The sequence below is a fragment of the Pseudarthrobacter sp. S9 genome (assembly GCF_050156545.1).
Classification (GTDB): domain Bacteria; phylum Actinomycetota; class Actinomycetes; order Actinomycetales; family Micrococcaceae; genus Arthrobacter.
In genome coordinates, this window is the sequence record NZ_CP189577.1 from 292,279 (window position 1) to 306,017 (window position 13,739).

Here is a 13,739-nt window from a genome sequence, read left to right on the forward strand (position 1 = left end):
CCCCAGGACAGGAATGGGCATACGCCCCGTTCCTCAACGCCCGTTGGAGCCCCATGAAATCCCCGTCATTGAGGTTCCCAGCCGCCGGCGCTGGCCGCGCTGAACCCAGTTCTATCGAGCCGCTTCCTCTTGGAGGTGGCGCCTGAGTTCTTCCAGGTGCTTGGCGGTAAGTCGGAACTTATGAAGCTGGTCCGGCAGGATCGCTCGGTTGAAGTACCAGAGCCAGGTCAGCTTCCTGGCGTGGTTGTAGACCCTCCCCACTCCTGGGGCGCGTGGCTTGGTCCGTAGCGTCCCGTCTTGGTTGTATTCTCAGTTTCTTTTCTAGTATGTTGAGAAAGTGACTTCCAATGAGGTATACCCACGTTCCGCTCTTGCCCTAGCCGTTGTTGAGCTCAGGCATCCGTCAACCGAGCCCTTAAGTTCGTCAGCTTTGGGTTTGATTAAAGCCGGCCTTGCAGCCGTTACGCCGATCCAGCGCTGGGAGGAAGTCATGACTATTGACGTGCAAAGCGGCACGCAGGAGGTCCGGCGCTTTCCTAAGTTCATTTCCCGTGACCAACGGACGGCGGTCTCCTTCAGGACTGAAGCCATTGCTGTCGAGACGACGAACTATGAGGGCTTCGCGGGCTTCCGGGACGTCGTAGAAACAGCTGTGCGGGTTCGCCATGATGTGGATCCCCTGGATGCGATTGAGCGCGTAGGTCTGAGATACATCGACGAGGTTCGCGTACCGGTGGCGGGCCCTGTCCCGTGGGGGGATTGGATTTCGCCCAAGCTGCTGGGGCCGGACGCCCCGTACTCCTCGGAGTTCCTTTCGGTCGTCCAGCAGCAAGGGGTCACAGTGTTCGCCGCCCAAACGCCAGGGGACTCGATCACGTTGAGATATGGCCTGGGTGAAGGTCAGGCTGTTGTCGGCAGTCCAAATCTGGCGAGGCCCGGGGAATTCAGCGGCCCGTTTTTCCTGATCGACATTGATGGCGCATGGGCGGCGCCGGAAGGGATGATTCCTGAGTTTGATGTTGACGACGTGATGGGTGCGTGCACGCGTCTCCACGGCCCGATCAAGGACGTTTTTGAATCGTTGGTTTCGGAAAAGCTTAGAAACGAGGTGTTCCGCAATGTCATCTGATCTTCTTCCCGGCGGCTCTGCCACTGGCGGTAAATCATTTCTTCCTGTCATTGACCAGACGTCGAGTGCGCCACGACGGGATCTACACGGCGATGCTGCCGTGATTCGGCATCAAGCCGGGGACTTGCATTCCTCTACGAAGGACCTGCATCACCAACTCCGCGTCAGTGCCCTCAACCGACTTATGCAGGAGTGGGGGAAGAAGGCTCCGAATGAACTTCTGGAACATGTGTCGTCGCTGGGCTTTGCATGGCGCGATATTGCCCGAATGATCCATGTCAGTGTCCCGGCCGTCCAGAAATGGCGTCGGGGGGAGCGGATCACGGGCGAGAACCGGTTGCGCCTTACGCGTCTGATCGCAGTGATTGAAATGATCACTGTTGAACACCTTGTGTCGGACCCGGCCTCTTGGTTCGAGATGCCAATCGAGGACGGGGTTGCCGTTACGCCCATCGACCTATACGCCACCGGCAAAACCGATCTGCTCCTGGACTGGGTCAGTAACCACGAAGCCGACCCAGTGACGGTTCTGGACAAGTTCGATGCCGATTGGAGGCAGCACTATGTTGATGAGAACTTTGAGACGTTCACTGCTGAAGACGGCGAGCTGTCCATCCGACCCAGGCCAAGCGTCTGAAACAGAGATAATTGTCTGTGAGCACGAACCAGCCGGAAACCCCCGCATCCATAGATGACCTGTACTACGCGCGCGGCGAAGACGTTGACAATAACCGCCCGGTCTTCACCGGCGACGTTTTCGCCGCCGCTGACCCGTCCGAGCAGAAGGAGCCGGGGGCGGCATTCATCATTGTTCAGCATCCCTGCGCGCTCCGCGTGGGCGGTGTTGAGCTGGTTGACCCGGTCCTGGTCGCCCAAATATCCCAGGTCCAGGGGACACGCAGCAACTGGGCAAAAGAATCTATCAGGCAGATGCCCTTGCCTGACCTCTTCCTGGACGGACAGCACTACGCCGCCAAATTCACCGACCTGGCATTGGTGACGCGTGCCGACATTGGCGGCCGCGAACGGGTGGCCATCCTTTCCCAGCACGGCGTGAATCTCCTGCTCCAGCGGTGGGTGCACCACAACAGCCGCGTGGTCGTGCCAACGATGACGTACAACGAACAGACAACCGGGGAATTCGAGGAAGCTGACCTAGCAGCAGAGTGGTGCGCCGAGCGCGGGCCCGACGGTGTCGCGGAGTTCCACGACTGGATTCGGACGACGGACGCCGGGGCATCAGCTACGCGTCAGAAACTGCTGCGCAACCCTCAAAGCCGGGCGACCGTACGCAGGGCCATGAACGCCGAGTTGCGGCGGCTGCGCGCCCAACCGTAGGTGCAGACCTGAAGAACGGAAAGGCCCTGGCGCGCAACAGAGCTTCGCAAGTATGCATTGAAACCGTCGCCCAGTGCGGCGGTTTGTTCGGTGAATAACCCGCTCCGTTACTGAACACGGTTCTTGAGCAGCAATCGGGTTGCTATGTGCCACAGCCTTGGAACCTGGACCGTCAAAGTGGGACACTCCCTCACTGATCGGTGTCAGTTTCAGAAGACGACTGCACGGAATATCCGAAGTCGTCTGCGCCGCTCGTCCAAACGGCAGCACCCCAGCACGTGCGCAGGGACCAGGACGAAACAAAGCAGTTGTCACGACCTTGACTCGCGGAGCCCGATGACACAAGCGTCCCGCAGCGTTGATTGCTGCTTCGTGTCAGGCCGTCGTAAAGGGGCGGCTGGTGGTTGTTAACTCCATCTCGTTGCGTTCGGGAAGCCTCGGATTCGCTGGTTCGCTGGATTGCTCGCCCCGCAAAGGGGTCGACCTTCCCCTCTGGTGGAAGGTCGACACTGGTGTTAGGGAATTGTTTTCCGTCTTGAGGAGAAACCGTATGTCTGATCGTCCGTCAGCCCCTTCGGGGGGAACAGGTGGAATTCTGGTTGCTGTCGGGGCCGTGGCCCTGGCCGTCATCTGTTGTGCCGGCCCGGTTCTGATCGCCGGGGGTGGTCTCGCCCTGGCGGGCGGGGTGCTTGGCAATCCTGTGGTGCTTGCGATCGGCGCGCTCATTGTTGCAGGAGCCGTGGCGTTTACTGTGGGCCGCCGCCGCCGCGCCCGTGCGCGGGCAAGTGAAGTACCGAACGGGCACTCCGACGGCGGGTTATCCGCTGCTGAGTGTCCTTCCCCGAAGATGGGTGACTGCTGTGGCCCTCAGAAGACCGGGGCCAATGGTTCCGGGCAGGAACCGGGGATCCGGGGTACTTCATCCGCGAACGGACGGAACGGCCGACCATGACCGTTCCCACAGCACCGTCAGCACCCGTCCGAGACGGCGCTACCTCCGCCACCGACCGGCCATGCGGGCTGCCGCGCTGATGGGCGCCGTGCTGGCCGCAATACTGCTGGCCGGCTGCGGCTCCACTACCGGTGCCGGCACGCCGCCGGGTGCCGCATCTTCGTCAAGCGCCGGCCCCGCCAGTGCCGGTTCGGGGTCCTCGGTTGCGTCCGTCACGGTGAAGACCCTTGACGGCTCGTTGCTGACGCTTCCGACGGGTCACCCGACCGTCATCTATTTCTTCACAGCCTCCTGCGGGCCATGCGCCGCCGGGGTCAAGAATGTTGCCTCGGGCCTGGCCAGGGCCGCCCCTGGCGCGCAGGTCATTACCGTCGATCTTGATCCCAGCGAGCCGACCGAGGTTCTGAACCAGTTCATCGTCTCTGTCGGCAACCCGCCGGTAACGCTGGTGCGGGATGACGGAACCCTGTTGAAACACTTCAGCGTCGATTCCCTCGGGACGACGGTCGTCCTGAACTCTTCAGGCCAGGAGATCTACCGCGGCGTGGATCCTTCTGCCGACGAAACTGCCAAGGCCCTCGCGGCCGCCGGCTCTTAGGAGGGACCGCCCCTTGACAGGAACACTCGCCTTCGCTTTCGGTGCCGGCATGCTCTCCACCGTGAACCCGTGCGGATTCGCCATGCTTCCGGCTTTCCTTGCTTACTACATCGGTCGTGACGACACCGCCCCCGGCTCCGCAGGTCCGGGACTGCTCCGCCGGGCCCTCAGCGGCCTTGGCGCAGGGCTGCTGGTCAGCCTCGGATTCGCCGGGATCTTCACCGTGACGGGCCTGCTTGTTGCGTTTGGGCTTCGGAGCATCATCGGTGCCGTACCGTGGGTGGCCGTCCTGATCGGGGTCCTGCTCGCCGGGGTCGGTATCGCGATGCTCGCCGGCCGCCGCGTGGGTCTGAGCCTGAACTCGAACCGGATGAACCGCCCGGGGCGCGGTCCTGGCTCGATGGTTGCCTTCGGGGCCGCCTACGCCGTGGCCTCGCTCTCCTGCACGCTGGCGGTGCTGCTGGCGGTCATCGCCCAGGCCCTGGCGGCGAACAGCATCACTGCACTGGTTTCGGTCTTCGTGGCCTACGCCGCCGGGGCGAGCATGGTCCTGATCCTGTTGGCGCTCTTCTCGGCACTGGCCAGCGGAGCCCTGGCCAAAGGACTGCACCGGGCCTCACGCTACCTGCCCCGTGCCGGCGGAGCCGTGCTCGTGCTTTCCGGGGCTTATCTTGTCGCGTACTGGGCGCCGGCGCTGGTCACCGGCCAGCCCAACCAGGGCATCGCCGGAGGGATGAACATCTTATCTTCGGCAGCGACCAGGTTCATCGGAGCCAATACCGCCGTCATCGCGGTTCTCGCCATCTCCCTCGCGGCGGCCGTGCTGCTGGCGGTCCTCTGGACGCGCCGGCGTACCGCCGGGCCGATGCGGAAGGAGCCTGAAGACGACTGCTGCGCACCCGCAACCGGACTGCACGCAGCCGACGCCACCCGCTCCGACACCGACGCCGATCTGAACCGCACGACACCGGCCGCCTCACACGACGTCCCGCCGGCGTGAGGCCGGATTCAGCGGGCGCCGGGCCGTTGCGTTGATGAACAGAGCCCCGGCCCCGGCGCCGTCGGTGCACCGGCCAGCGTTCAGCTGCGCCCCGGGGTGCTTGAGATCGTTGGAGGGTTCATGGGCGGCGTCCGCGCAGCGCCCAGACCGTTTCGCAGGTAGCCGCGACGGCGAGCCCGAACACCTGGTGGGCGGCAAAACCGCGCAGATGGGCCACCACAGGGTAGGCACCGTTGGGGGCGCTGAACCCGGCCAGAGGTGTCATGGTTTCATCCGCGATCAATGACATCGCCGTCCCGGTGACCGGGCCGGCCCCGACCACTCCCATGCCTGTCCTGCGGCGCAGCAGCACATACAGGGGTGACCAACTCAAGGCGAGCCCATAATGCATGAACATCGACGCGCGCTCCAGCGCTTTTCCCTCCAGCATGATCCCGGCGGCGCCGAAGATCTTCTTCGCTGCCAGCTCATACGGCGGACCTGGCCGGACGGCGTCTTCCCGGGCACTGTCCCGCTCCGGCTCCAGTTCGTAGAGTTTCATGCTGACCGGTTCCATGGCCTTGGTCCCGACGTAGCCGGCGGCCCAGGCGGCGGCCAGGTCTTCGAGTGCCTCAGTAACTTTCATGATGGTCTCTCCCTGGGAGCCAATGGTGTGGTCCGGATTCCCCGGGACCGGCGGCGTCCCGGGGCTGGGTACGGCCGGCTAGATGTCGAGTTTGTCCAAGGCAGCCTGGTAGGCCTCGTTGTAGGTCGGGTACTGGGCGACCTGGTCCCTCAGGGTGTCGATGGGGATCTTTGCGCGGATGGCCAGAGAGGCCTGGTGGATCCATTCCCCGGCCATCGGAGCCACCGCCCAAGCTCCAATCAGGACCTTGCGGTCGGTATCGGCCAGCAGGCCCAGGTGCCCGCGGGGATCCCGTTCGTAGGTCCAGGGCCGGGTAATGGCTGCGGCGAGTTCGATCTCCGTCGCAGCTGTTTTCAGGCCCTGCTGTCCGGCCTGGTCCCGGGTGAGGCCGGCTGCGGCGATTTCCGGGTCGGCGAACACCACCCGGGGAATACCCTCGTAGAAGGCCTTCCGGGGTTTGCCGAGAATAGCGTCGGCCGCGATCCGGCCCTGGTATTTCGCGACGTGGGTGAAGGCCATGGTGCCGGTGACGTCCCCGATCGCCCACACGTTGCCGGCCGCGCGGCAGTGTTCATCGACCTGTACCTGCCCGCGGTCACCCAGGACCACGCCTGCCTGCTCGAACCCCAGGTCCTGGGTGCGCGGGGTGCGGCCGGTGGCGAAGATGACGACGTCGCCCGCGACCTCGGTACCGTCGTCGAGGTCAAGGACGCTCTGCCCCCTGCCCGCCGACCCCGACGGGCGCTGACGCCGAGACGGATATCGATCCCGGATTCAGGCAGGTATTTGCCGGCCAGTTCACCCGCCCGGGGTTCTTCACGTTCCAGGAGCCGGTCCCCGCGGTGAATCAGGGTGACTTTGACTCCGAAACGAGCCAGGAACGTGGCCGTCTCAATCCCGACGGCGCTCCCGCCGACGACGACGGCGCGCTCCGGGAGGGTCGTGGCCGTGTAGGTTTCCCGGTTCGTCCAGGCCGTGATCTGATCCAGGCCCTCCAGGGCCGGGATGACCGGTTCGGAGCCGGTGGCGATGATGATGTGTTCCGCGCTCAGTTCCCGGTCTCCGGCCAGGATCCGTCCGGAGCCGGTGATCCGGGCCTCCTCTTTGACCACCACCGCCCCGTGGCGTGCGTACCCGTCGATCTGGTCCTTGTCATCAAGATGCCGGATCATGTAGTCGCGGTAGTCGCTGGTTTCTGCCCAGTCCAGCTCCGCACCGGCTACCCCGGCCGCGCGTTGGACTTCCGTTCGGGCCTCGGGTGGCCTGAGCACGGTTTTGGACGGCACACAGGCCCAGTACGCGCATTCCCCGCCGATGAGCTCGCGCTCGATGACCGCGACTTTCTTCCCGGCTTTCAGCAGACGGCCCGCGGCGACTTCCCCGCCGGGTCCCATGCCCAGCACTGCCACGTCAAAATGTTCGCTCATAACTCTCCCCTTGATCTCGGATGCTATTTCGGGTGCTGTTCCTCAAACCGTGGTTCGGGCCGCGGACGCCCCGGTGCCGGCATGCAGGCGTCCTGAGGTGTCCGTTCCGGATCAGAGGCCGGCCGGGTCCTTAGCAGGCGCAGCGGTGTGCGCCCTTTCCGGGGGCGGCAGGCTGTGCGGGCAGGGTTTCATCGAGCAGGGATGCGGCCATGGCAGTGCCGATCCGGTGGGCTTCGGCGACGGGAACGACGGAGCCGCCCGGGTGGGCGGCGAGCCAGGGGTGTGCGGCCTCGTCCGAGGCGAAGAAGTGGACCTGGTTGCAGAACGCCGACCGTACCGAACTCATGTCCTCGGGGTTGACCAGGGAGACCACGGCCGTGGCCGGCTCCACGCCGGTCACGCCGGACGCGCCGACGCTGAGCCGTACAGGGACTGCGGTGGCGTGGCAGGTTGATTCGATCCGTGCGGTTGTACCGAGCAGGGCCGGGAAGATCAGGGTGTCCAGGGCGCACCAGGTGTAGAGCTGTTCCCCGGCGAGTTCCAGCCGGTGCGGGGTGGGGCGCAGGGTCAGGCCCTGCCCGATGATGCGCCCGTCCCCGTCGTACTCGGTGTCCGGCACCGCGGCCAGCGCGGCGCTGATCTCCGGCAGCGTGCGGCCGGTGACGGCGGCCAGGTCCCCGATGGCCACGGGATCGCCCTGCGAGAGCAGATGCAGCAGGGGCACCCAGAGGGCGGGTTCGATGCCGGTGTCCGGCGAGGTCAGGCGGTCGGTGAGGTCGGTGAAGTTCGTGTTCATGGCGGGTCTTCTTCCGGTGTGGAGGGGCAGGGGGTCAGGAGGCGCAGCAGGAGAGTTTGGAGATGTCCGTGGTGTAGGACTGGGCGGCGATCTTGATTCCTTCGGCCATGGTCAGGTACGGGCTCCACAGGTTTGCCACCTGCTCCACGGTCATCCCGGCTTCCAGGATGTAGACCCCGGCTGCGGCCAGGTCCCCGGCGTCTTTGGCGACGGCGGTGATTCCCAGAATCCGTCCGGTGTCGGCGTCGGCGACGATCTTGATGAAGCCGCGGGTGTCCCTGTTCACCAGGGCCCGGGGGACATATTCCAGGGGCAGGACCCGGCATTCGCACCGGATGCCGGCCTCGTTGGCTTCCTTGTCCGTCATCCCGACGGCGGCCAGGGCCGGGCTGGTAAAGGTGACCCGGGGCAGGTGCCGGTAGTCGACCTCACGGCCAGCCTGGTTGAAGGCGTTCTCCACCACCAGGGAGCCGTGGGCGGCTGCGACGTAGACGAATTCGCGGTGACCGGTCACGTCCCCGGCGGCCCAGATCCGGTCGTTGGAGCTGGTGAGCCGGCTGTTGACCAGGATCTCGCCGCCGTCCCCGGTCTTGACGCCGACCGCGGCCAGGTTCAGGCCTTCCGTGACCGGCCGGCGGCCCGTGGCGACCAGCACCCTGACGGCCCGGAATTCCTCCTGCCCGCCGGATACGGCCGCGGTCGCAACGATCCCGCCGGTGGCCGGGTCCGTGCGCACCGAGGACACAGCCGCCCGGCGGACGACGCGGATGCCCTCGTCGGCAAAGACACCCATCAGGGCGCGCGAGGCCTCGGGCTCCTCGGCCGAGGCCAGGCGGGAGCGGACCAGCATGGTCACCTTGGACCCGAGCCGTGCGAAGAGCTGGGCCTGTTCCAGGGCCACGTACCCGCCGCCGATGACCAGCAGGGACTCGGGGACCTCCTCGAGTTCCATCGCGGTGGTCGAGGTCAGATAGCCCGTGTCCTGCAGGCCCTCGATCGGGGGCGCCCACGGGGCGGAGCCGCTGGCCACCAGATAATGCGCGGCCCTCACGGATTCCCGGGCCCCGTCGCCTCCGGTGATTTCCAGGACGGGATCGTCCTGGGTGCCGGCGAACACGGCATTGCCCTGGCGCAGTTCCCAGCCGTAGTCCGCGATCAGGTCCACGTATTTATCCGAACGCATCGTTTCCACCAGGGAACGCTTCCCGCCGATCAGCCCGGCCATGTCCACCGGCCCGGCTGATGTGCTGATGCCGGGGAACCGGCCTGATGCGTCCAGGGCAACATGCCTGGCCTCTGCCGCAGCGAGGAGTGCCTTGGACGGCACGCAGCCGGTGTTCACGCAGGTCCCGCCGACGGTGGAACGCTCGATCATCAGGACGCGTTTGCCCAGGTTGGTCGCCCGGATCGCGGCCGCGAACGCTCCGCCGCCTGAGCCGATGACGGCCAGATCAAAATCAGGTGTTGGTTCAGACATGAAATCCTCCAAAGTCGTACAGCAGCACAGTCCCGAAATGGCCGCGACGGTGCCTCGTGTGGGGGTTCGTCCCCAGTCTGCACCTTCCACCACGGGGGAAGGTCAAGAGGTCGACTACGCTCTCCCGGCCCGGGGCGGCACCCACGGGCTCCTGTAGCCGTTCGCGACCTTCCACTAGACTGGAAGGTCAAGAGGGAAATACCCGGGACAAGAGGTGCATGATGCGCATTGGTGAAACCGCCGCAGCCGCCGGCATGACGGCCAAGACACTGCGGTTCTACGAGGACCGGGGCCTGCTGCCGGCAGCTGACAGGGCACCGAACGGATACCGCGACTACGCCCAGGAGACGGTCGGGAGGCTGGAATTCATCCGCCGCGGCCGCATCGCCGGACTGACCCTGGCCCAGATCGGAGACATCCTCTCCGTCCGGGACATCGGCCAGGCCCCCTGCATACACGTCAAGGATCTGCTGGCCAAACAGCTCCGCGACCTCGACGCCCGGATCGCAGAACTCACAGCGCTGCGGGCAACCGTCGCCGAATTCCATGACGCCGCAGCCGCAGGGGACCCCGCAGCCTGCGACCCCGAACGCATCTGCAGCTACCTCTAAACCCGACCAGATCCCGGCGCTCGTCCTGCACGGCTGAATTCCCGCAGGCCCAAGGAACACCTCAGCCGCGGCAACCGCGGACTGGAAGGGTGGGAACCCGGCGATCCGTCTACTCCCGGCGGGTTTTGCTCATAAACTGCACGCATCAAATGTCATGGATCCGGGCGGAGCCGCGGTCCTTGTCGGCGGCTCGCAACGAGGTCCAACCGATGAGCGCCGCCGCCGTCAGCAGTACAGCGCCGGAAGCATAGACAATGGGAAGACCAGCCCGGTCAGCGAGGATGCCGCCGATCCCCAGCGAGACCAGGCGCCCGAGTTGCCAGATGACGTCGAACGCGGTGAAAACCCGCCCTCGCGCTTCTGCGGGAGTTTCGGCCTGCAGCAGCGAATTGAACGTCACGGCACCCGTCGAGGTACCAAGGCCGTATCCGGCCAGCGCCCCAAGGGCGAGGACAGGAGACAGGGTCAAAGCCAGTACCCCGTCAACGGCCGCGCGCAACAGATACGGGCCGAAGACAAAGGCCGGACGCCGCGGGTTGCTGACAAACCGCGACAACACCAAGGGGCCCAGCACCGCTCCGGCACCAATCAGGGCCAGGGCGAGGCCGTATCCGCGGGAATCCAGACCCAGCCGGTCCTTCACGTAGACGACCAGCAGGGCGCTGGTGGCCCCGGCGGACAATGCGGCGAACAGCTGGCCGACAGCCAGGGCACGAAGGACCCGCTGACGGCCCAGCAGCGCAAAGCCCTCACGGGCCCGTGGCCACCAACGATCCTTCGAAGCATCGGCGGAACCCGCCCGGTCCACCCGCAGTTTCCGCAGGACCAGTGCCGAGACGGCAAAACTGGCCGCGTTGACCCAGAACGCCGGTGCATAGCCGGCAACGAGAACCACGGCACCAGCGGCAGGGGCCAGCACGATCTGAACGAAGACCGCTGCCGACCAGATCCCGCTGTTCGCGGCCACCAGCTCGTCAGATCCCACAATTGAGGGCACCGTTGACCCCGCCGCAGGGTTGAAAAACACCGAGGCGGCGGACATCGCAAACGCCAGGGCATACACGCCCGCCGCTGAGCCGAGCACCAGAGGCAGGGACAGAGCACACACCATCCTCGCCAGATCCGCGTAGACCATCACCGGCACCGGGCTCCACCGGTCCACGACGACCCCGGCCACCGGACCGAGCAGAAGAACCGGCACGATTTCGGCAGCGACAACACCGGCCACACCCAAACCGGATCCCGTCAGATCCAGTACCAGCAGGCTCAGCGCCACGGTCGCGAAAGCGTCGCCGGCGGCTGAGGCCGTGCGCGCCGCCCAGAGCCGCCGGTATGCCGGGTACCCGAAAACCGCCCGAATTCCTGGCCGCCCGTTTGCCGTTTGTCCGCTCAGCTGACTTTCTCCATGCTGTGCCCGCAGCAGCACGTCGGGTTCTTGTCCCCGCCGTGGCCCTCCGCCGCACCCTTCGTCACCGTGATCTCACATCCGCACGACGCATCCGGACAACGGTAAACCTCACCTTGTTGCAATGCCATTTCCTTCCACCTCCTCCTTAATACATCCCACGCTAAAACCTTGACCCGGGGGTAACGTCAATACAAGGAGGAAAAATGGGAACCCTGCTCACGATCGGCCAGGCCGCCAAAGACACCGGCCTCACGCCCAAAGCGATCCGGCTCTACGAGCGACGCGGGCTGATCCGGACCCCGCCGCGCAGCCCCGGCGGATACCGCCTGTACACCCCCGACGATATTGACACCATGGCGTTCATCCGGCGCGCACGCTCCCTCGGACTCGCCCTGGACGACATAGCGGGCATCCTCACCATGCAGAAAGAATCAGGAACGCCGCCCTGCGCAACCGTCCGCAGCATGCTCACCCAACGCCTCCAGGACATAGACGACACCATCGCACACCTGACCGTGCTGAGATCCGCCCTGCTCGCCACGCGAGAGTCCGAGTCTCCGCCCGGTAAAGCACACGACGGATGCCCCATCGTTAACGCCGGACACCGCCGTATGGAAAACATTCAGACGCACGGCCGGCAAAACGCCTGAGACCTGAAGATTGTTATCGCTGGGACTATCTCATCCTCATCCGGAGACTGGTTGTTTGTAGTGGAACGCCGAGGACCGGGAGTTGTTGGGTTGAGAGCAGGCGGAGCGCGACGGAGCCGTTGACTAGTTCTTCCATTCTGGCCAGCAGCCCGACTCTTCTGGAGCCGACAATGATCATGGAGGCCCCGGATGATGCTCCGAGGCGTCCGAGGGCCAGGGCGGTGTCGCCTGCCAGGACGCGCAGTGTCCAGGTGATTCCGAGGGGGTCCAGGATGTGGGCCAGGCCGGTTCTGAGCTGGCGGGAATTGATTGCGGCTTCGTCGTCTGGTTCAGGCACCGGTTCCAGGGATGTCGGGACAATGGGTTCCTCGCGGTTCCATTCGATCAGATAGCTGGCCGGGTCGACGTACGCGCAGATCAGGGGCGCGGAAAGCTCCTGGGCGAGTTCGGCTGCCCGTGCGAGCACAGCCGGATCCTGCCCCGGCGTAACGCCCACCACGATGGGCGAGTACAGGAACCCGGATCCGGCCGGCCCCGGTTCACGGTGTTCCTTGTCGGCGTTCATGTGGCGCCTCCGCCCGGCCGGGCCCGCTGCCGGTGGCTAGCTCTCTGCGCCGGTGAGGGTGGCGTAGAGCTGCTGGACGCGGTATTTGATGTCGTCGCGGACGAGCCGCATGCGTTCCATGCCTTCGATGCCGCGTTCTGATGGTTCGTCGGTTTCCCAGAGTTCGAACCGGGTGCCTTCGCGCGGGTCGAGCTTGGCTTCGGTGCCCAGCACGACGACGACGTCAACGGCGTCGATGACGTCCTCGGCGACGGCTTTGGGGTGTTCCCCGCCGACGTCGATGCCGAGTTCGGTGAGGGATTCGACGGCAAGGGGGTTCAGGTCCTTGCCCGGCTTCGTCCCGGCCGAGTGCACCTCAACGCTGTCCCCGGCGATCTGGCGCATGAGCCCGGCGGCGAGCTGGGACTTGCCGCCGTTTTTGCTGCAGACGAACAGGACGGCGGGCTTCTTTCCGTTTTCGGCCGGGGTGGTTGCGGGGTAGGTCATGAGTGGGCTTCTTCCTTGTGCAGGTCGGGATAGTTCAGCAGTGAGACGACCAGCGTCTTAACGCGGTCGTGGATCTGGTCGCGGACGTCCCTGACGATGTCAAGGGACTGGTTGGCCGGGTCGGTCAGGTCCCAGTCTTCGTAGCGTTTGCCGGGGTAGATCGGGCAGGAGTCTCCGCAGCCCATGGTGATCACGACGTCGGAGGCGCGTACGACATCGTCGGTGAGGGGTTTGGGGTAGTTGGCCGAGATGTCCAGGCCCATTTCGGACATGGCCGTCACCACGGCGGGGTCCAGTTCTGCCGCGGGCAGGGACCCCGCGGACCGGACCCGGACGCGGCCTTTGGCTTCGACGTTCAACAAGGCCGCGGCCATTTGGGAGCGTCCGGCGTTCTGGACGCAGACGAAGAGCACTTCAGGGACCTCGGAGGCGAAGGCGCCTTTGGATCTGGCCAGGGCGTTGAGGCGGTCGTTGGCGAAGTGTTCGGTGGTGGCTGGCAAGTAGGCGCTGATTTTCGCGGTTCGGGCCATGGCGGTGTAGGACTCGAAGACGTAGCGTTCGACGGTTTCGGCGGTGAAGATGCCGGAGAACCGTTCAGCCAGGCGGTCACTGATCCGGTGCAGAAGCTCGGTGTTGTCCTTCAGGCCCAGCGTGTTGGGCTGTTCAGTCATCGCATG

Annotated in this window: 14 protein-coding genes and 1 pseudogene; 7 read left to right on the forward strand and 8 right to left on the reverse strand. The window is 65.3% G+C overall.

Going from position 1 to position 13,739, the window contains the following annotated elements:
• Positions 1–337: 337 nt before the first annotated feature.
• The 5 genes from ACQCSY_RS23415 to ACQCSY_RS23435 all read left to right on the forward strand — a co-directional run bounded on the left by ACQCSY_RS23415 (position 338) and on the right by ACQCSY_RS23435 (position 5,017).
• On the forward strand, positions 338–1,129 hold the full coding sequence (locus tag ACQCSY_RS23415) for a TIGR04255 family protein (RefSeq protein WP_427136173.1): 792 nt from the start codon (positions 338–340) through the stop codon (positions 1,127–1,129).
• Positions 1,119–1,766, forward strand: a complete 648-nt coding sequence (locus tag ACQCSY_RS23420) for a hypothetical protein (RefSeq protein WP_427136175.1) — start codon at positions 1,119–1,121, stop codon at positions 1,764–1,766. Before ACQCSY_RS23415 ends, ACQCSY_RS23420 begins: the two co-directional genes overlap by 11 nt.
• Before the next feature lie 17 nt (positions 1,767–1,783).
• Positions 1,784–2,467: a hypothetical protein gene (locus ACQCSY_RS23425; protein ID WP_427136177.1), complete on the forward strand. Its 684-nt coding sequence runs from the start codon at positions 1,784–1,786 to the stop codon at positions 2,465–2,467.
• 1,013 nt (positions 2,468–3,480) lie between these two features.
• Positions 3,481–4,017, forward strand: coding sequence for a TlpA family protein disulfide reductase (locus ACQCSY_RS23430; protein WP_427136179.1), 537 nt, complete (start codon positions 3,481–3,483; stop codon positions 4,015–4,017).
• Between the two features lie 13 nt (positions 4,018–4,030).
• Complete coding sequence (locus ACQCSY_RS23435; RefSeq protein WP_427136181.1) at positions 4,031–5,017, forward strand: cytochrome c biogenesis CcdA family protein; 987 nt, start codon at positions 4,031–4,033, stop codon at positions 5,015–5,017.
• A 118-nt stretch (positions 5,018–5,135) separates the two neighbouring features.
• On the opposite strand, the gene ACQCSY_RS23440 is transcribed toward ACQCSY_RS23435, so the two are convergent.
• The 4 genes and pseudogenes from ACQCSY_RS23440 to merA all read right to left on the reverse strand — a co-directional run bounded on the left by ACQCSY_RS23440 (position 5,136) and on the right by merA (position 9,342).
• Positions 5,136–5,642 carry a DUF1440 domain-containing protein gene (locus tag ACQCSY_RS23440; RefSeq protein WP_427136183.1) on the reverse strand — a complete coding sequence of 169 codons (507 nt, stop codon included), beginning with the start codon at positions 5,640–5,642 and terminating at the stop codon, positions 5,136–5,138.
• 78 nt (positions 5,643–5,720) lie between these two features.
• Positions 5,721–7,069, reverse strand: a pseudogene (locus tag ACQCSY_RS23445) (dihydrolipoyl dehydrogenase family protein).
• A gap of 130 nt (positions 7,070–7,199) precedes the next feature.
• Positions 7,200–7,865 (reverse strand): organomercurial lyase MerB, encoded by a 666-nt coding sequence (merB, locus tag ACQCSY_RS23450; RefSeq protein WP_427136185.1) that lies wholly within the window; start codon positions 7,863–7,865, stop codon positions 7,200–7,202.
• A gap of 34 nt (positions 7,866–7,899) precedes the next feature.
• Positions 7,900–9,342, reverse strand: a complete 1,443-nt coding sequence (gene merA / locus ACQCSY_RS23455; protein ID WP_427136187.1) for a mercury(II) reductase — start codon at positions 9,340–9,342, stop codon at positions 7,900–7,902.
• Between the two features lie 221 nt (positions 9,343–9,563).
• Here merA and ACQCSY_RS23460 point away from each other — a divergent pair, with 221 nt between their 5' ends.
• On the forward strand, positions 9,564–9,953 hold the full coding sequence (locus ACQCSY_RS23460) for a heavy metal-responsive transcriptional regulator (protein WP_427136612.1): 390 nt from the start codon (positions 9,564–9,566) through the stop codon (positions 9,951–9,953).
• A gap of 145 nt (positions 9,954–10,098) precedes the next feature.
• On the opposite strand, the gene ACQCSY_RS23465 is transcribed toward ACQCSY_RS23460, so the two are convergent.
• Positions 10,099–11,379 carry an MFS transporter gene (locus ACQCSY_RS23465; protein ID WP_427136189.1) on the reverse strand — a complete coding sequence of 427 codons (1,281 nt, stop codon included), beginning with the start codon at positions 11,377–11,379 and terminating at the stop codon, positions 10,099–10,101.
• A gap of 185 nt (positions 11,380–11,564) precedes the next feature.
• Here ACQCSY_RS23465 and ACQCSY_RS23470 point away from each other — a divergent pair, with 185 nt between their 5' ends.
• A complete protein-coding gene (locus ACQCSY_RS23470; protein WP_427136191.1) occupies positions 11,565–12,011 on the forward strand; it encodes a heavy metal-responsive transcriptional regulator in 447 nt (148 codons plus the stop codon).
• Positions 12,012–12,036: 25 nt separating this feature from the next.
• Here ACQCSY_RS23470 and ACQCSY_RS23475 read toward each other — a convergent pair whose 3' ends face one another.
• From ACQCSY_RS23475 to ACQCSY_RS23485, 3 genes are read right to left on the reverse strand one after another with little or no spacing between them, the layout of a single operon-like run.
• Positions 12,037–12,576 carry a universal stress protein gene (locus ACQCSY_RS23475; RefSeq protein ID WP_427136193.1) on the reverse strand — a complete coding sequence of 180 codons (540 nt, stop codon included), beginning with the start codon at positions 12,574–12,576 and terminating at the stop codon, positions 12,037–12,039.
• 36 nt (positions 12,577–12,612) lie between these two features.
• On the reverse strand, positions 12,613–13,062 hold the full coding sequence (locus ACQCSY_RS23480) for a low molecular weight phosphatase family protein (RefSeq protein WP_427136195.1): 450 nt from the start codon (positions 13,060–13,062) through the stop codon (positions 12,613–12,615).
• Positions 13,059–13,733 (reverse strand): arsenate reductase ArsC, encoded by a 675-nt coding sequence (locus ACQCSY_RS23485; RefSeq protein WP_427136196.1) that lies wholly within the window; start codon positions 13,731–13,733, stop codon positions 13,059–13,061. The genes ACQCSY_RS23480 and ACQCSY_RS23485 overlap by 4 nt, the downstream gene beginning before the upstream one ends.
• Between the last annotated feature and the right edge of the window lie 6 nt (positions 13,734–13,739).